Origin of the sequence: Psychromonas marina (assembly GCF_030161115.1) — a bacterium.
GTDB classification, from domain to species: Bacteria; Pseudomonadota; Gammaproteobacteria; order Enterobacterales; family Psychromonadaceae; genus Psychromonas; species Psychromonas marina.
Map to the genome: position 1 here is coordinate 185,407 of NZ_BSPQ01000005.1, position 18,427 is coordinate 203,833.

The 18,427-nt window shown below is 42.9% G+C and carries 13 protein-coding genes; 6 read left to right on the forward strand and 7 right to left on the reverse strand.

Annotation, left to right across the window (positions count from 1 at the left end; translation table 11 throughout):
* Positions 1-9: 9 nt before the first annotated feature.
* Genes QQK09_RS09375 through QQK09_RS09395 form a run of 5 tightly spaced genes read left to right on the forward strand, consistent with a single transcriptional unit; the run spans position 10 to position 6,202 of the window.
* A complete protein-coding gene (locus QQK09_RS09375) occupies positions 10-1,206 on the forward strand; it encodes an amidase (protein WP_284203870.1) in 1,197 nt (398 codons plus the stop codon).
* Positions 1,206-2,828, forward strand: a complete 1,623-nt coding sequence (locus tag QQK09_RS09380) for a gamma-glutamyltransferase family protein (protein WP_284203871.1) — start codon at positions 1,206-1,208, stop codon at positions 2,826-2,828. The genes QQK09_RS09375 and QQK09_RS09380 overlap by 1 nt, the downstream gene beginning before the upstream one ends.
* Positions 2,818-4,050, forward strand: a complete 1,233-nt coding sequence (locus QQK09_RS09385; RefSeq protein ID WP_284203872.1) for a pyridoxal-phosphate-dependent aminotransferase family protein — start codon at positions 2,818-2,820, stop codon at positions 4,048-4,050. The genes QQK09_RS09380 and QQK09_RS09385 overlap by 11 nt, the downstream gene beginning before the upstream one ends.
* Positions 4,051-4,102: 52 nt before the next feature.
* Positions 4,103-5,344 (forward strand): allantoate amidohydrolase, encoded by a 1,242-nt coding sequence (locus QQK09_RS09390; RefSeq protein ID WP_284203873.1) that lies wholly within the window; start codon positions 4,103-4,105, stop codon positions 5,342-5,344.
* 12 nt (positions 5,345-5,356) lie between these two features.
* Complete coding sequence (locus QQK09_RS09395; protein ID WP_284203874.1) at positions 5,357-6,202, forward strand: DUF5718 family protein; 846 nt, start codon at positions 5,357-5,359, stop codon at positions 6,200-6,202.
* Between the two features lie 64 nt (positions 6,203-6,266).
* Here QQK09_RS09395 and QQK09_RS09400 read toward each other — a convergent pair whose 3' ends face one another.
* The 7 genes from QQK09_RS09400 to QQK09_RS09430 form a co-directional block, all read right to left on the reverse strand.
* On the reverse strand, positions 6,267-7,967 hold the full coding sequence (locus QQK09_RS09400; protein ID WP_284203875.1) for a methyl-accepting chemotaxis protein: 1,701 nt from the start codon (positions 7,965-7,967) through the stop codon (positions 6,267-6,269).
* 187 nt (positions 7,968-8,154) lie between these two features.
* On the reverse strand, positions 8,155-8,991 hold the full coding sequence (locus QQK09_RS09405; protein ID WP_284203876.1) for an ABC transporter ATP-binding protein: 837 nt from the start codon (positions 8,989-8,991) through the stop codon (positions 8,155-8,157).
* A 33-nt stretch (positions 8,992-9,024) separates the two neighbouring features.
* Complete coding sequence (locus QQK09_RS09410) at positions 9,025-10,014, reverse strand: ABC transporter permease (RefSeq protein WP_284203877.1); 990 nt, start codon at positions 10,012-10,014, stop codon at positions 9,025-9,027.
* Between the two features lie 96 nt (positions 10,015-10,110).
* On the reverse strand, positions 10,111-11,496 hold the full coding sequence (locus QQK09_RS09415; protein ID WP_284203878.1) for a CmpA/NrtA family ABC transporter substrate-binding protein: 1,386 nt from the start codon (positions 11,494-11,496) through the stop codon (positions 10,111-10,113).
* A 185-nt stretch (positions 11,497-11,681) separates the two neighbouring features.
* On the reverse strand, positions 11,682-12,299 hold the full coding sequence (locus QQK09_RS09420; RefSeq protein WP_284203879.1) for an ANTAR domain-containing response regulator: 618 nt from the start codon (positions 12,297-12,299) through the stop codon (positions 11,682-11,684).
* Positions 12,300-12,591: 292 nt separating this feature from the next.
* The gene (locus QQK09_RS09425; RefSeq protein WP_284203880.1) at positions 12,592-13,482 is read right to left on the reverse strand and encodes a response regulator; all 891 of its coding nucleotides are present in this window, start codon (positions 13,480-13,482) and stop codon (positions 12,592-12,594) included.
* The gene (locus QQK09_RS09430; RefSeq protein WP_284203881.1) at positions 13,475-16,864 is read right to left on the reverse strand and encodes an ATP-binding protein; all 3,390 of its coding nucleotides are present in this window, start codon (positions 16,862-16,864) and stop codon (positions 13,475-13,477) included. Before QQK09_RS09430 ends, QQK09_RS09425 begins: the two co-directional genes overlap by 8 nt.
* A 257-nt stretch (positions 16,865-17,121) precedes the next feature.
* Between QQK09_RS09430 and urtA the strand changes: the two genes are divergently transcribed.
* The gene (gene urtA, locus QQK09_RS09435) at positions 17,122-18,405 is read left to right on the forward strand and encodes an urea ABC transporter substrate-binding protein (protein ID WP_284204119.1); all 1,284 of its coding nucleotides are present in this window, start codon (positions 17,122-17,124) and stop codon (positions 18,403-18,405) included.
* Positions 18,406-18,427 lie beyond the last annotated feature (22 nt).

The window sequence follows — 18,427 nt, forward strand, 5'->3', positions numbered from 1 at the left end:
GGTGTAACCGTGCAGGAAGTAACCGTTAAAGATGCAAGCGTTTATTGCGCTCAAGGACCTGAGCATTTAGGCGCGACAGCAGTCGGAGAGTTGTCTGGGAAAAGCTTTGTTTTTAAAGATCTCTTTGATGTTAAGGGCTATGTGACCGGTGCTGGCAATCCAGCATGGCTGAGTAGTCATGATAAAGCGATACACAGTTCGTCATTGATTAATACGTTGTTAGCTCATGGGGCAAACTGTGTTGGCCGAGTACAAACCGATGAGTTGGCCTACAGCTTAAATGGTCAGAATATCCATTATGGCACACCGGTAAATCCGCAAGCGCCAGACTGTTTACCAGGTGGCTCTTCAAGTGGTAGTGCGGTGGCAGTCGCACGTGGCGATGCTGATTTTGCGATTGGCACCGATACCGGTGGTTCAGTGCGTGTACCTGCCAGTTATTGTGGCTTGTTTGGCTTGCGTCCAACCCTCGGTAAGTTAGACCTGCAGCACTGTTTTCAACTCTCAAAAAGCTTTGATACGGCGGGGGTTTTTAGCCGTGATTTGAAGTTAATGGGGGATCTGTTTTCAGTATTAACAGGCTCGCCAATCAATCCCTGTGGTGCTAAAAAACTTTATATCGATAATAGCTTAGTGAAGCAACTTACAGGCGAACGAATAGCTGCGCTTGAGCAGTGCTGTAAAAGTGCAGATATCACCCTACTAAGAAGCGATATTATCACTCACAGTGGTCACACTCTTGATTCTTTGAGTCTACTATTTCGTACTATCCAAGGCTTTGAGATTATTGAGTTGCATGATCAGTGGTTACAGCAACATGGTCATACACTTGATACTGCAATTATGGAACGTGTTATTTGGGCACGCACTATTAGCGAGTCGCAATACCAACAGGCGAAACAGCAACAACAGCGTTTTAAGTTATATCTAGACGCGGCATTTAAACAATTAGATGGTTTATGGATATTGCCAACAACCCCCTCTGGCGCTCCTAAGTTAACCCTTTCTGGCGAGCCTTTGGCTTTGTATCGTTCACAGTTAATGGGATTAACTAGTATCGCGGGGTTAAGTGGTTTTCCACAACTACACCTACCGATGCAAGGGTTAGCAGAGGGGCCTTGCGGTTTTTCTGTGATGGCAGCTGAAAATAGTGAAGCAGAGCTGATCGCGACGGGTCTGTGTTTATCTCAGGGAGAGAAAAAATAATGATATCTCAAGCAAAAACTCAATCTACACCTCAGAATCAGAGCGCATTTACAGCACCACATTACAAAGCGGCACAAGCAGGTCAAGCGATACTCGATGCAGGCGGCACTGCAAGTGAAGCGATGGTGGCTGCGGCGGCGATGATCGCAGTGCAATATCCACATATGAACAGTATCGGTGGTGATGGTTTCTGGCTTATCTGTAAACCCGATGAAAAACCGATCGCCATTGATGCCTGTGGGGCGGCGGGATTAAATATCGATGTTGATGGCTATCGCCAAAAAGGTAGTGAACTGCCTGAAAGTGGTGGTGAAGCGGCGATCACCATGGCAGGCACGATCTCTGGCTGGGATAAAGCATTGCAGCTAAATGGTGGTAAACACACATTAACAGAACTGCTGCAACCCGCTATCGATGCAGCGCAGCAGGGCATAGAGGTGACGCAAAGCTTAGTTGATGCGAGCGAAAAAACCTTTAACCGTTTAGCATCATTAGCTCCTTTTGCTGCGACCTACCTTAACCAAGGCAAAGCGTTACAGCTTGGTGATGCTGTTGTTAATCAACCTTTAGCTGAGACCTTTGAGCATCTTGCAGAGCATGGTCTGGATGATTTTTATCGTGGTCAGCTTGCTTTGCAGATGTCGCAAGAATTAGCGCTTGCGGGAAGCCCGATCAGTATTGATGATTTTCATAACCATCAAGCAAAAGTGCTTGAGCCGTTAACGGTTGAAATATCTAAGGGTAATTTATACAACTTCGATGCACCTACGCAGGGGCTAGCTTCATTATTGATTTTAGCTATCTATGATCAGCTCGCTGAGCAAGCAGAGTCGGAGTGTGACCATATTCATCTGCTGGTGGAAGCGACTAAGCAGGCGTTTATTATTCGTGATCAACAGATAACCGATGCCAACCATTTAACTGCACCCCTGCAGGAGTGGTTAAGTGAAGAGGTGATTAAAGATTGTGTTGCTAAAATATCACTTAAAAAATCACAGCCTTGGCCGCATGTCGCCAAACCGGGAGATACGGTGTGGATGGGCGCTTGTGATCAATATGGCACTATGGTCAGTTTTATTCAGAGCATCTACTGGGAGTTTGGTTCGGGTGTAGTATTGCCAAGTAGCGGTATTACTTGGAATATTCGCGCGAAAAGCTTCACCCTCGATGAAAATCACCACAATGTATTAGCACCAGGTAAAAAACCGTTCCATACCCTTAACCCTGCATATGTCGAACTCAATGATGGTCGTCGTATGGTATACGGCACCATGGGTGGAGAGGGGCAACCACAAACACAAGCGTGTCTGTTTAGTCGCTACCTTTATCAGAATATGAGCTTAACCGATGCGCTTGCTAAACCTCGTTGGTTATTAGGGCGTACGTGGGGTGATGACGCCAATAATTTGCGTTTAGAAAATCAGCTTTATCAAACCCACGGCTCCAAGCTGCAAGCGCTTGGACACGATGTTACCTGCGTTGCAAATAATAATGAATTAATGGGCCATGCTGGTGCCATTATGCTTGAGAAACAGGGCACTGTGATTGCAGCGAGTGATCCTCGCAGTGACGGACAAAGCCTCGTTGGAGAAAATTTTTTTGGAGAACAGAATGACTGCTAAATCCCTATTTGAAACCCTTAACCCGCCAGTACGCCTATTGATGGGGCCGGGGCCGATTAATGCTTACCCGCGTGTACATCAGGCAATCTCATCTGCATTAATTGGTCAGTATGACCCCGTCATGACAGGTTACATGAACCAAGTGCAATCCTTATATCGTGATCTGCTTGAGACCGATAATCAGCAAACCATGCTGGTGGACGGGACTGCACGTGCAGGTATTGAAGCGGTATTGGTATCGGTATTACAGCCGGGCGATAAAGTATTAATCCCTGTAATTGGACGTTTTGGGCACCTGCTTTGCGAAATTGCACAACGTGTAGGCGCAGTGGTGAAAACCATCGATATTGAGTGGGGAGAGGTGTGTCCGCCAGAATTGGTCGAGCAAGCGATTAAAGAGTTCCAACCAAAAATGTTAGCCACAGTACAGGGCGATACCTCAACTACCATGAACCAACCCTTAGCAGAATTTGGTGAAATTTGTCAGCGTCATGGGGTGCTGTTTTACTGTGATGCGACGGCGTCGATTGCAGGTAATGACTTGAAAGTGGATGAGTGGCATCTTGATGCGGTCTCTGCTGGCCTACAAAAATGTTTGGGTGGTCCCTCTGGCAGCGCACCTATTACTTTGAGTGATCACTGCGCCGATGTGATTAACCGCCGCAAGCATATTGAAGCGGGTATTCGTGCAGATCATCATACCTCGGGGTCTGATGCGATTATTCAATCGAACTATTTTGATTTAGCGATGATCATGGATTACTGGGGGCCTGAGCGACTTAATCACCATACCGAAGCAACCAGTATGTTATATGCCGCACGTGAATGCGCACGCATCTTTTTAGAGGAGGGTGGCGATAATGTGATTAGCCGTCATAAACAAGCGGGAGATGCGATGGCATCGGGTCTGCAAGCGATGGGGTTAACACTGTTTGGTAATCAAAGTTACAAGATGAATAACGTCGTCGGTGTCTATATTCCTGAGGGGATTGATGGCGAGAAAGTGCGTCAGGAGCTGTTACTCTGTTTTGGTATTGAGATCGGTACTTCATTTGGTCCGTTACATGGAAAAATTTGGCGTGTTGGTACTATGGGGTTTAACGCACGGCAGGAGTGTGTGCTCACTACGTTAGCGGCGCTTGAATCTGTGTTGTTAAAATATAAAGCCAAAATTCAACCGGGGCAGGCTGTTAGCACAGCAATGTCGTTTTATGCCAATTAATAGCTCGCTAGATAAAGTGCAACAACAAATTAAACCCAGTTCAGGAGAGTTTATGACCAACCTCAAAGGCGCCTCAAAAATTATGTACTGGGCAGATAAGCTCGCAACGTATAGTTCAATGCAGGGCGGCTTAACCCGTGCTTATTTAACCTCTGAACATAAACAAGCGCATCAGCAACTTGCTGACTGGATGCAGCAAGCGGGATTACAGAGCTGGCAAGATAGTGTTGGTAATCAATGGGGCAGAAAAGTTTCCACGAACCCGACACAGCCTACGTTAATTATCGGTTCACACAGTGATACGGTCGCTAATGCAGGTCAATACGATGGTAACCTCGGCATTCTATTAGCGATTGAAGCGCTGCAGCAGTTACAGGGGACTGAGTTACCTTTTCACGTTGATGTGGTTGCTTTTGCCGATGAAGAGGGCACCCGTTTTAATACTACCTTGATTGGTTCGAGTGCTGTTGCCGGTTGTTTTCAGGAGGATTGGTTAGCGGTCACTGACGTGCAGGGTACGAGCATGGCAGAGGCGATGCTTGATTTTGGTTTAGACCCAAATTTAAATAGCGCTGCTAAGCGTAAAAGTGAGGAAACGCTCGCTTACCTAGAGGTGCATATTGAGCAAGGGCCAGTATTAGAGTCTCATGATCTCGCTGTTGGTGTGGTAACCGGTATTGCCGGGGCTAAGCGCTATCAGTTTAAGTTATCTGGTATGGCTGGACATGCAGGCACGGTGCCACTGGCTTTGCGCCGTGATGCAATGTGTGGTGCCGCGCAGATGATTTGTGCGATTGAAAGCTTTGCTTTTGAAAAACAAATTGTCGCGACCGTTGGTAAATGTGATCTGTTTCCTGATGCGGTGAATGTTATTCCTGGTGAGGTGCATTTTACCTTGGATATTCGTAGCCAAGACCAGTCAACTTTGGATAACTGTTGTACCGCTTTATTGGCTGAATTAAGCATTATTGCAGAGCAGCGTAAGTTGCAACTACAGAGTGAGATCATCTATCAAGCAGAAGCGGTGTTATGCAGTGATCGCTTACAACAACAGTGGGCTGAAGTAGTTGAATCACAGACCGCTTTACCTGCTTGTTTTTTATCAAGTGGTGCCGGGCATGATGCGATGGTGATGACTAATATTACTGATATCGGCATGCTATTTGTGCGTTGTGAAAAGGGGATTAGTCATAACCCCAGAGAGAGTGTGTTAGAGGGAGATGTAGCAGTGGCGCTGAACTGTTTAGTTGGCATGATTAAAAAACTTGCCCTAGAAAGCCCGATGTTAAAATAGAAAGGAGTAAAAATGATCAATCGTAATAAAGGTGTGCTGTTTGGTTTAGGGGTTGCAGGAAACTCAGCGGGTCACCTACAGCAGACGGGGGAAAGCCAGGCATTCAATGAGTTGGATGATCCCAACAAACCACAGGCGCTGTTTCCTTTTTATGTGCCGCAAGCGGAAGACGCTTATTTGGCTGAGAACCCCTATTCGAGTGATATCTTACAACTCCCCGATTGTGAACAAGCTCTGGTTCAGATGGAGCCTGAGGTTGCATTAAAGTTAAGCGCATTCTATGCCGCAGACGGGCGATTGACTCACCTCAAACCGATTGCGATGACCTTAGTAAACGATGTCACCTATCGCAATGCAAAGATCAATAAACTAGCGCAGAAAAAAAACTGGGGCAGCGCCTCTAAAGGCCTCGCGGAGCATGAGATTAATATTATCGATTTCACTGCCGGCCCGCAGCTGGAGGCATTGCGCTTATGTGGCTTTCATCAGCGTGATGGTCAATGGCAACTGTGCGGAGAAGATGTTGCATTAACGCAATATAGCTATTTTTATGATCAGTTAGTGCAGTGGTTATTAGATCAGATTCAACAGCAGCAGGAGACGGGATTGTTTCATAATATTCAAGCCTTGCTTGCGCAGGCTGATTACCCCGATACGCTTCTTATTGCGATTGGTGCGACTCGTTACAGTGATTATGGGCTGCAGCATCAGTTATTATCAGGCGATCAAAGCGCGGTGGTTTTATATGATAGCCGAGTTTATGACTTTGATGAGGTGCAGTTTTTGCTTGAACAGCAGTTGGATACTCCCCCGCAGAGTGACGATGCAATTATCTTTTTACGGCAACGGGTTGTTTAAGGAGTGGATAAATATAGCGCCGAATTCAACGCTATATTTTTAAACTCTCTATAAATAAATTACATTAATGCGGGCTGATATAGACTGGCTTTTCCAAAGAGTCAGTTGCTCTCCCTTGCTGATTTTTAGTTATTTTATGCTCTGATAGATCATTGCTTTCAATTGAAAACTCTTGCAGTAGAGCGCTAATGTTACTTGAAACCTCAGAGAGTTGCTCTGCGACCAATGCTGACGTTTCAGATTTCTTATGGCTCTCTTGAATAATTCTTTGTAGATCTTGTTGTGTCTCTTTGAGGGTCGAAAGCTGTTCATTTTGGCGCTCTACCTGCTCATCAATATTTTGCTGAGCTTGTGCGACCAACTGAATCTTTTCAGTCACCTTGTTAATACCTTGCTCAGTTTGTTCCGAGGTTTCACGGCTCTGTTCGACGCGGTTAGTTACCTCTTGCATACTGTGTACAACTTGTTGCACGCCTTCAGTTAATTGATTGATTAATTTAGAAATTTCATCTGTTGAACTACCAGTTCGTCCCGCTAGGCTACGTACTTCATCCGCAACAACCGCAAATCCTCGCCCTTGTTCGCCGGCACGTGCTGCTTCAATCGCTGCATTTAATGCCAATAAATTAGTTTGTTCAGAGATAGCGCGAATAGCATCTACGATGCCATATACTTTTTCAGCGGTATTGCTCAACTCTTGTATAAAGCTACTCGCTTTGATGGTCTCTTCAGAAGTGGTACTCATCATAGTGATATTATCATTGACCAAGGTCGAGGCGTTGGTTGATAACTGATTACACTCGGTCACCATGGTGAGCGTTTCAGCTGCAATTTCACTTAATCGTAGTGTCGACTCTTCTAAGATAATTGAGTTGTCATTCATATCGCTAAAGCGTTGTTGTTCACTTTGGTTAGCCTGACTTATTTGTGAAGAAAGGTCTGACACTTGCTGAGAAGAAGAGCTAATGCTGCTTGATGCACTGTGAATCTCACTCAATGCTTCTTGTAATGATTCACGCATCAACTCGATATGGTGAGCAAGTAAACCTAACTCATTTTTACTGATAATATCGTGTAGCTCAGTATCTATGCGTAAGTCTCCGCGGCTAATTTTACGACTGATCTTAACCAGTTTATTAATCGGTTTAGTGGTATCTCGAATAACTAACCAGGCGATCAACGAGCTCAACAGCACCATAATAATCGCTAACACAATACTGCTATTAACTAATTTATTAAGCTTCTCTTCAGCATAATCGGCATAAATTAATACTGCTTTGTTCATCGCTGCCATGCTTTTATGGTTTGCGGTTAAAAAGGCATTTGCATTGGCTTCAGAGGGATTATTTTGCAGTTGTGTCGCAGCCGTTAATTGCAGTTTCCAGAGTGACTCAACCTTATTTAGTTGATCAATAAATGGCAGGTGTAGCGGCGTAGGTAACTGTATCGCTTTTTGCATCCCTAAATCTGCATAGGTTTCTCCACCCTGTTTTAATGCGTTGAGAGACTGTGTATAAAGTTGTACCGTTTTATCTGCACTTAATATAGTGGGAATATTTTGCTGTTCATTATTTGTTTTGTAGAGCTCTTCAGCTGAATACTTTTTAGTTAACATGCGCTGGCGACCAGCAACATTAACAATTAATGCATCTGCCTGATTTTGCTGTAATGAAGTGGTGACTAATGCGACTTCACCAAGCATTGCGATGGCGAGTAACAGGGGTAATATAAACAGTTTGTGACGAATAGAGACAGAGCTAAACATGGGTGATAATCCTTGTCGATTAAAATTATAAAGCATGGCGGTCAAGGGGCTAATTGTAGGGGTTTAAGTGGCAGGGGGGAATGAAAGTTGTTATGTTATTTGTGAGCAATTTCAAAGTATTAGGTAAGTTTTTGTGATTAGAGGCATTTGTGAGGAAGAAACGCGGATTGGTCTTCCTCACTGATGCTTAAGCTGTGGCTTTTTTTGCTGTCGTTGCGGTTTTTTTACTACTGATGTTTTCAACTTTACGCTGTTTCTCATATAAGAAAGTTAATACTTCAGCGCGTAGGCGGTTATATTCGATATCTTTAGCTAAACTCAGGCGATCACGTGGACGTTCAAGTTCTACGTCTAATATCTCACCTATTGTCGCAGACGGTCCGTTGGTCATCATCACGATACGGTCCGACAGTAATACCGCTTCATCAACATCATGGGTGATCATAATAACGGTGTTATTGAGTTCGTTTTGAATCTCCATTAGTGAATCTTGCATATGTGCACGGGTTAATGCATCCAATGCACCAAAGGGTTCATCCATCAATAATACTTCCGGTTGCATCGCCAGTGCACGTGCAATACCGACACGTTGTTTCATCCCGCCAGAGATCTCGTTAGGGCGTTTATGCATCGCATGGTCCATGTGCACCAGTTTTAAATTATGCTCAATCCACTCTTTAGTTTCAGCTTTATTCATCTTATTACCAAATACCTGCTTAACTGCAAGCTCCACATTTTGGTAAGAGGTTAACCAAGGCAATAATGAGTGGTTTTGAAAAACCACCGCACGTTCAGGGCCGGGTTCGCGTACTTCGCGATTATTCAAAATAACCCCGCCCGTTGTTGCTTGATATAAACCAGCCACTACATTTAAGACGGTTGATTTACCGCAACCAGAGTGACCGATCAGTGAGACGAATTCGCCTTTTTTAATTTGTAAATCAACACCTTTTAGTGCTGTGAAATCGCCCGTTGGGGTTGGGAATACCATATCAATATGGCTAATATCTAAAAATGCACTCATAATTTTATTCCTTAATTCGCTGTTTGATGATGTTTAAACGGTTGTTGCTGACTTATCCCACGAGGCCATACGTTGCAGTTGCAACATGCCGCGGTCTAACAAGAAACCGATAAAACCGATCACGATTACAGCAGCCATAATGCGCGCTAATGAATCTGAGCTACCATTTTGGAACTCATCCCAAACAAACTTACCTAACCCCGGGTTTTGCGCCAACATTTCAGCGGCAATCAATACCATCCATGCAACACCAAAGGATAAACGCATACCGGTGAAAATCATTGGAATAGAAGCTGGTAATACAATTTTTTGAATGTGTTTTAGCATCGGTAAACGTAAAACACGGCTTACGTTTTTAAGATCTTGGTCCAATGAAGAAACACCGATCGACGTATTAATCACCATTGGCCATAAACTACATAGCGTTACGGTTAACAGTGAATTTAAGAAAGATTTAGACACCATTGGGTCATCAGATACATATAATGCACTCACCACCATCGTGATAAGGGGTAACCAAGCCAATGGAGAAACGGGTTTGAATATTTGTACTATCGGGTTAACCGCTGCATTGAGGTGGCGATTTAGACCCATGGCGATACCAAGAGGAATCGCGATCATCGCTGCTAGCAGAAAACCACTGGTTACGGTGACTAAACTGGTTAGAATTTGGTCGAAAAAGGTCTCTTTACCGGTGTAGTTTCTGACCTTAGCATTGTATGTTGGGTCGGCCTCTAAGCGCGCTGCATTACGTACTTCTTGACGCTCATAAAATTTTTCCGCTTTAGCGCGTTCAGCGGTATGCTCGCCATATAACGAGTGAAATTGTTCATATACCGCTTGTGGACCAGGAAATTTACCCAGTGAAGTATTGATGTTTTGCGCAGCAACAGTCCAAAACATAAGAAACAGTGTGATGCCGATGAAAGGCAATATAAGCACCTTGCTTATGCTGCTAATAAAGTTTTTCAAACTAACCACTGACGGCGTTGTAATGGGCAGTTTGTTTATGATTGTTGTCATCGTGTAAATCCTTTTCAACTCTTTCTTAAATAATGGTTGGCAACGTTGCCTATTGTTAACTGAAAGCTGTCAGCTGATAGCCGACAGCTTATTTTTTTAAAGTTTATCTTCCTTTTTTAGACCGATTTTGAATGAATCGATGTACGCATTTGGTTTTGTTCCGTCATACATAATGTTATCGATGAAGTCACTCTGTGGTGCACGGAAACCTGTTTCAGTTGCAAAGTCAGGGAAATCTTTTGCATCAACAATCTTTTCATCAATCAGAGATTGCGCTGCTTTTTCATAGATATCTGGACGGTAAACTTTCTTCGCTAAATCTTTGTACCAATCGTCTGATTTATGCTCTGAAATTTGTCCCCAGCGACGCATCTGTGTTAAATACCAGATCGCATCTGAGTAGTACGGGTAAGTCGCGTTGTAACGGAAGAATACGTTGAAATCAGGGATTGCACGTTTATCACCTTTTTCATATTCAAAGGTACCTGTCATGCTGTTCGCAATAACATCGTAATCTGCACCAACGTAGTTTGGTTGAGAAAGTATTTTCACTGCTGCTGGGCGGTTTGCATTGTCATTTTCATCTAACCACATTGCCGCACGAATAAGGGCACGTGTTAAACGAATCGTTGTGTTTGGATATTTTTCTGCGAAATCTGCTGTTAGGCCAAATACTTTTTCTGGGTTATTTTTCCAAATTTCATAATCGGTAATAACCGGTACACCAATACCTTTAAATACTGCCTGTTGGTTCCAAGGTTCACCGACACAGTAACCGTAGATAGTGCCCGCTTCTAATGTTGAAGGCATTTGTGGTGGTGGCACTGTCGATAGCATCGCTTGTGCTTCTAATTGACCACTTGAATCCCCTTTATGCGGTGCATAAAAACCCGGGTGAATACCGCCGGCAGCTAACCAGTAACGTAATTCATAGTTATGCGTAGAAACAGGGAATACCATACCCATATTGAACGGTTTACCTTTAGCGATATAGCTATCAACAACCGGTTTTAGTGAGTCAGCTTTAATTGGGTGAACTGGTTTGCCATCGGCTTGTTTTGGCACATGCGGTTTCATTTGTTCCCAAATGTCATTAGAAACGGTAATCGCATTACCGTTAAGGTCCATCGAAATTGGCGTGATGATATGTGCTTTAGTACCAAAACCCATGGTTGCTGCGATTGGTTGGCCAGCTAACATATGTGCGCCATCTAAGGTGCCATCAATCACGCCGTTTAATAGAACTTTCCAGTTTGCTTGTGCTTCAATAGTGACGTACAAGCCTTCATCTTCGAAGTAACCCTGCTCATAGGCGATAGCGATCGGTGCCATATCCGTTAGTTTAATGAAACCAAACTTGAGTTCCTCTTTCTCTGGGAAGCCAATTTTTTCCGCTTGTGCGAAAGACACAACGGTGGCCGATATGACCACGCTTAATGCCAATTTCTTAGCGATAAACTTAACGGGTTTAATCCAACTCATGGGCAAGTTCCTTTTGTAGTAATAAAAATAGTGATAAATTTTTTCAAAAAAAAACGCCCATTAACCCACCTTTATTTAAAGGTAGTTAATGAGCGTCGTTGCTCTGTTTCCCTCCTTAAACGCCATTGCTTAAGGATGAAATGTAAACTTGCTATCGCCATTGATAGCAAGTTGGTATTAATTATTTATTCGTGTAACAGTTCTGAAACTTCAATGACATTTTTAGCAACCGTTGCGAGTGAATGTCCGTTGTTCATTGCTATTTTTCTCAGCATATTAAATGCTTCTTGTTCGCTAATATTCTTCTGTTGCATAACAAAACCTTTAGCTCGTTCAACAATTTTACGATTTGCTAGCTGTATTTTGGTTTGTTGAAGCTCGTTACGCAGTAACTGACGATCTTTAAATCTTTCCTGAGCCACTGTTATTACAGAGGCTAAGCGTTGTGTTTCAAAACCGTTAATAATATAAGTGCTGACACCAACTTTAACTGCACTTTGAATCAGTGACGGTGTCTCTTGTGTGGCAAATATAATTACCGGTAAAGGCGAGAGCTGGTCAATTTTTGCTAGTTCTTTTAATAAATAGCTGTCTACCGAATTAGTATGGATAATCAAAATTTTTGGCATGATTTGCGCACATTTTTTTGCTAATTTTTCGCCACAATTAAGCGTATCGCTAATATGGTGATTCAACTTTAAAATCGCCATTTTTAACTCAGAATATTTATCAATCACATCTTCGACGAGCAATACCGACAACGCTTGTTGAGGCTTTAATCGCATTATTTTTTTTGTTGTCATTGCAGAAGCCTCCTTTAAACTTAAACTTGTCATTAACATTTATTTAACAATGAGGTTCTTTGCAGGAAGGATGCCAAAATTTTATTATTCTTTAATATCAGTTGCTTGTTGTTTTTTGTTGATGTTGTTTGTGTTTTTTCGATGGATGTTGCGCACCATTGGTGTGATCTGTGCACTATCTGAGGGCATTTTTGTGCAGGTTGTTTTTAAGAGGGGAGGGGAACGATTAGCGGTATGTTAATAATTGCTCATCTGATGCTGCCACACTTATTGGCAACAACATCACTCAAAACTACCCTTCTAATATGCGCAGCGAGATAGCTGCTGCTGAAGTACGGTTATCAACGCCGAGTTTTTTATAAATTTGCTCTAGATGTTTATTTACCGTGCGCGGGCTCATGGTGAGTATTTGTGAAATCTCCCAACTGGTTTTACCGTAGGAAACCCAATATAAAACCTCTGATTCACGTTTGGTGATCGGCAGGTTGTTTTTTAGATCGGCAGGCTCTCTTTTACATTGTGCTTGTACAATACGTAATAGGTGCATCTCCTGCTGCTGGCGCTCATAGGCGATAACCATCGGCTCTGAAAAACAGTTCACCTGTAGATCGCTGCGCGTATCGGTTGTAAGCCATTTTTCAATTAAGGTTGCGAGGCTTGCCCAGGGGCTATCATTGTTAGAGGAAATTTTTTCGATCAATTCATGCACGTGTGGCGTTGCCCAAGAGAGCCTGCCGAGATCGCTGACACAAAATACATTCTTGCCCGCATGGTCCAAGGCATCCTGTGCGCTTAATGCTTGTTTAGCGGTTGCTACGTGGCGTTTTATGCGCACAATCACTTCATCGGGAGAGATTGGCTTGGTGACATAATCAACGCCTCCTGCTTCGATCCCTTTCACGATATCTTCAACGTCGGTTAACCCGGTCATAAAGATAATGGGGGTATTCGGTAATAATTTTTTCATGCGACGGCAGGTCTCAAAACCGTCTATTTCGGGCATCATCGCATCTAATAAAACCACATCGGGTGGCATTTTTTCTGCGATCGATAATGCCTGTAAACCACTTAATGCAACCAAGGCGGTATAACCTTCGCTATTCAGGGCGACATTAAGCATACCTAAAGATTCTGGAGAATCATCGACCACTAAAACGACTTCACTGCTTTTATTATTATTCATTAATTAGCTCAATATTTAATTCATGACTTAATTCATTTAAGTATTCGATGATTTTTGGAAAATTACACACCTCAACATATTCCAATATTTGTGAGGCGCTATCTTCAGGATAACTATGCGTTGATTCTATCTCTGAAAACTTATCTTTAAAACCCGATAAATAACCTATTTCAGCGAGTGAGATTAATTCGTTATATTGCTCGCGGGTAGCAGTGGGCTTGTGTACGGCCGCTGTTATTGCCGGAGGAAGTGGATCCACCTCGTTATACTGCCAGTGTAGATTTAAGAATTGTGCTATTTTTCCTAATAGATCATCCAAATTAATCGGTTTCGCGATATAACCATTATGATAACCCTCTGCCTGTAGATTATATTCAGCATCGCGGGCATTTGCGGAAACCATTAATACCGGCATCATATGATGTAATTCACGCATACGTTTGACCATCTGCCAACCATTCATCTCTGGCATTTGAACATCCATTAACAGCAGGTCTACACTGTTTTCTTTTAATCGTTCAAAGCCTTGCTTAGCGCTCTCTGCACCTAACACATCAAAACCGATAGGTGCTAATAGGTTAAACATCAATTCACGTTGATGGTGATTATCATCAACGACCAATATTGTTTGTATTTTCCCTTCATAACCGCTCGGTTCAGAGCGATTGAGTTCAGGTTCTTTCGGGTCTTTATGCAGTTTAGAGAGCATTAATCGGAAGTTAAATATTGATCCTTGGCCAACCTTGCTTGTTAAGTTTATCTCTCCTCCCATTAGTTCAGCAAGAGAGCGAGATATGGTTAATCCAAGTCCGGTGCCACCAATTGATTGTGTATGGGCATTACGAATCTGCTCAAAGGGTTTGAAGATCACTTCCTGGTCACTTTTAGCGATGCCAACACCGGTATCGATAATACTAAAATTAGCAACTTCGCTACGATAGGTGACCTTGAAAGTCACCGATCCTGTTTTCGTGTATTTAATGGCATTGGAGATTAAGTTGATCAGAATTTGTCGGAAACGTTGTTTGTCGGTGGCCACATAGTCAGGGAGGTTCGCGCTGGCTTGATAATGAAATTTAATCCCTTTTTTGGAAGCTTGCATCTGAAACATCTCAACCAACTGTTGCAAAATTACCTTGAGGCTAATTTCATCACGCTGCAGAGTCATGCGTCCTGCTTCAATTTTAGAAACCTCTAGCAAGCTTTCTATTAGATCCGCTAAATGTTCACCATTGCGTCTAATAATAGCGATCGTTTCACGTTGTTTCGGTGGTAAAACTTGGTCGCGCATCAGCAGTTGTGCATAACCTAATAAGACATTAAGTGGAGTACGCAGTTCATGGCTGAGGCTAGCTAGATAACGGCTTTTGGCTTCATTGGCGGATTCCGCTGCTGTTTTGGCAACTTGTAATGCAGAGTAGGTTTCTTTATGGGCGTCGATCTCTTGTGCTAATGCTTGTGTTTGTGAGCGTAGTTCTTTGAGCGCGGTTTGGCTTGCGCTTCGAGCGAGAATAAATAACCAACTGATAATGCCAATGATGATCAGCAGCAGAAAGAATATCTTAAACAGAGTTCCGGCAAACACGGCTTTGTTATCTAAGGGAATTTGTAGGTACACTAGAAATAGAATACCAGCACCGATAAAACTCATACCAAAGGTTAATGCGAGAAACTGCATCAAAGGGGTAGTGAACATATTCAGTGTGTTAATACTAAAAAATCGACTAAAAAAATCATGGGACTGTTTCGCTAACGTTGCATCAGGGCGACACTTATCTCCACAACGAACATCTAAGCTACAGCATAATGAACAGATCGATTTCCCATAGGCTGGGCAGAATGTCGTATCTTGCTGATCAAAACTATTCTCACAAATATGGCATTGCGTCAGCGTATTAACTTTCTGCTGCTTATTCTCGTCTACATGCTTGACCAAGTAATATTTCCCTTTGGTTAACCAACCAATTAGCGGCACGGTAATGAAAGGCAGAAAAAAAGTGATAAATGAAGCTAATGCTTCAATCGTTTCGCCATAAAAACCGAAGTGTGCACTAAAACCAACAATGGAAGCGAAAAGCATTGAGCCTACTCCCACAGGGTTAATATCATATAGGTGTGAGCGCTTAAATTCGATATGTTTAGGACTAATTCCTAGTGGTTTATTAATAATCAGGTCGGCAACCACCGAGCTTAACCAGGCTAAAACCAGTACTGAATACACCGAGAGCATGCTCGCGATGGTCTGATATATCCCTAATTCCATTAATAAAAGTGCAATGGAGACGTTAAATAACATCCATACAACCCGGCCTGGATGGTTGTGAGTAACACGTGAAAAAAAGTTTGACCAAGCGAGTGAACCCGCATAGGCATTGGCAACGTTTATTTTTAATTGCGAAATAATCACAAAGATACAGGCAAATAAAATACTAATAGTAGGGTTATCGAAGACGTAACTGTATGCGAGTTGATACATATGCGCTGGATCGCTAGCAAGATCTAATGCCATTCCCTGTTGCAATGCAAAATAGGCGAGAAAGGAACCTAGAAAAAGTTTTAAGACGCCAAAAATAATCCAACCCGGGCCGCCAGCAATCAGCGCCAACCACCAACGCCATGGCGATTTTTTAGGTTTTTCAGGTAAGAAACGTAGGAAGTCGACCTGCTCACCAATTTGAGCGACTAAAGAAAGCAACACTGCTGAAGCACTGCCAAACAGCAATAGGTTAAATGAACTCCCAGATTCTCCTGCATTACCTGTGAAGCTTTGCCAGCCATCCCATTGACTGTCTGGATGAGTAAAAACAAAAAATAATGGCAGCAGTTGTAATGCAATCCATATTGGTTGTGTCCATACCTGAAAACGACTGATATAGGTAATGCCATGTGTTACCAGTGGAATAACCGCTACAGCACTGATGATATAACTAATAGACAGTGGCAGATCAAAAAGAATCTGTAGTGCCATCGCCATGATGGCGGCTTCTAGGGCAAAAAAGATAAAGGTAAAGGAAGCATAAATAAGCGACGCGATGGTGGAACCGATATAACCAAAACCCGAACCGCGGCTAAGCAGGTCGATATCAACGCCGTATTTAGCAGCGTAATAGCTAATCGGTAAGCCAGTAAAAAAGACAATAAAAGTGACTGCAAGAATCGCCCAGGCACTATTCACAAAACCAAAGTTGAGGGTAATCGCACCGCCAATCGCTTCTAAAACAAGAAATGAAATAATGCCCAATGCGGTCACGGAAACGCGACCCATCGACCATTTTCGCGCTCTTTTTGCAGTAAAGCGCAACGCAAAGTCTTCCATCATTTCGTTGGCAACCAACTTATTATAGGTACGCCGAGTTTTAATTATGTGCTGATTTGATTGCATAAAGGGTGCTTGCGTAATGAAAGTTAATTGATTTTTTGCTCAGTGAGTGGCGCCAAACTAGTCTAACTAGCTAAATATGTCATTGATATGGGTAGAATTACGTAGTTAATTGCGTGCTTTTACTCATTTAAAGCTTGCGCTAATTCACTGATACTTAGCATCGTTGGAATAAGGTTGTGATTGAGGCTTTTTGAGTAAACGAAAGCAACAATCACGTGATAAAGATGAAAAGGGACGTATCTATGAAACTTGAAAAGCTGAAACTGAAAAAACTGATTGTAGCAAGCTCAATTGTTGCTACAGGATTAATGACTAACTTTGCTTACGCGGCAGATAATATCAAAGTGGGTGTATTGCACTCTTTATCTGGCACCATGGCGATCAGTGAAACAACACTGAAAGACACCGTGTTAATGATGATTGCCGATCAAAATGCGAAAGGCGGTTTATTAGGTAAGCAGATAGAACCTGTTGTTGTAGATCCTGCATCAAACTGGCCACTTTTCGCAGAGAAAGGGCGTGAGCTTTTAGCGAAAGAGAAAGTAGATGTTATTTTCGGTAGCTGGACGTCGGTATCACGTAAATCGGTATTACCTGTTTTAGAAGAGCTTAATGGCTTAATGTTTTACCCAGTACAATATGAAGGTGAAGAATCATCTAAAAATGTTTTCTATACCGGTGCTGCGCCAAACCAACAAGCGATTCCTGCTGTTGACTACCTCATGAATGATATCGGCGCTGAGCGTTTTGTACTGTTAGGTACAGATTACGTTTACCCACGAACAACCAATAAAATTCTTGAAGCTTACCTGATGGCGAAGGGCGTTAAAGCTGAAGATATCATGGTGAACTACACGCCATTTGGTCACTCAGATTGGCAAGGTATCGTTGCTGACGTGAAAAAATTCGGCTCAACAGGCAAGCAAACTGCAGTTATTTCAACGGTAAATGGTGATGCAAATATCCCATTCTACAAAGAGTTAGGTAACCAAGGTATCTCCGCTGAAGATATTCCTGTTATTGCATTCTCTGTTGGCGAAGAGGAACTATCTGGTTTTGATACGAAACCTTTAGTGGGTCACTTAGCTGCATGGAACTACTTCCAAAGCGTTGAAACAGAAGCGAATGAAGCATTCATTGCGAACTGGAAAAAATACATTGGTGATGACAAACGTGTTACCAATGACCCAATGGAAGCAACTTACATCGGTTTCAAAATGTGGGTAAAAGCAGTTGAGAAAGCGGGCACGACAGATGTAGACGCTGTTGAACAAGCGATGATCGGTATTGCAGTACCTAACTTAACGGGCGGTATTGCGGTAATGAACCCGAACCATCATTTATCTAAGCCTGTTCTAATTGGTGAAATCCAAGAAGATGGTCAATTTGAAGTGGTATGGGAAACACCTGATACAGTAATTGGTGATGCATGGTCTGACTTTTTACCAAGCTCTAAAAACCTAGTTTCTGATTGGACTGCGCCTATCAAGTGTGGCAACTTCGACGTAACAACGGCTAAATGTTCTGGTCAAAAATTCTAATCATAATGTTTAAATAAACGAT

What these genes read in the sequence shown, in the direction of transcription:
- QQK09_RS09380 (WP_284203871.1), top strand. Translation starts at nt 1,206, where the DNA reads ATGATATCTCAAGCAAAAACTCAATCTACACCTCAGAATCAGAGCGCA.
- QQK09_RS09425 (WP_284203880.1), bottom strand. Translation starts at nt 13,482, where the DNA reads ATGAATAATAATAAAAGCAGTGAAGTCGTTTTAGTGGTCGATGATTCT.
- QQK09_RS09415 (WP_284203878.1), bottom strand. Translation starts at nt 11,496, where the DNA reads ATGAGTTGGATTAAACCCGTTAAGTTTATCGCTAAGAAATTGGCATTA.
- QQK09_RS09395 (WP_284203874.1), top strand. Translation starts at nt 5,357, where the DNA reads ATGATCAATCGTAATAAAGGTGTGCTGTTTGGTTTAGGGGTTGCAGGA.
- QQK09_RS09385 (WP_284203872.1), top strand. Translation starts at nt 2,818, where the DNA reads ATGACTGCTAAATCCCTATTTGAAACCCTTAACCCGCCAGTACGCCTA.
- QQK09_RS09420 (WP_284203879.1), bottom strand. Translation starts at nt 12,299, where the DNA reads ATGACAACAAAAAAAATAATGCGATTAAAGCCTCAACAAGCGTTGTCG.
- QQK09_RS09410 (WP_284203877.1), bottom strand. Translation starts at nt 10,014, where the DNA reads ATGACAACAATCATAAACAAACTGCCCATTACAACGCCGTCAGTGGTT.
- QQK09_RS09400 (WP_284203875.1), bottom strand. Translation starts at nt 7,967, where the DNA reads ATGTTTAGCTCTGTCTCTATTCGTCACAAACTGTTTATATTACCCCTG.
- QQK09_RS09390 (WP_284203873.1), top strand. Translation starts at nt 4,103, where the DNA reads ATGACCAACCTCAAAGGCGCCTCAAAAATTATGTACTGGGCAGATAAG.
- QQK09_RS09430 (WP_284203881.1), bottom strand. Translation starts at nt 16,864, where the DNA reads ATGCAATCAAATCAGCACATAATTAAAACTCGGCGTACCTATAATAAG.
- QQK09_RS09405 (WP_284203876.1), bottom strand. Translation starts at nt 8,991, where the DNA reads ATGAGTGCATTTTTAGATATTAGCCATATTGATATGGTATTCCCAACC.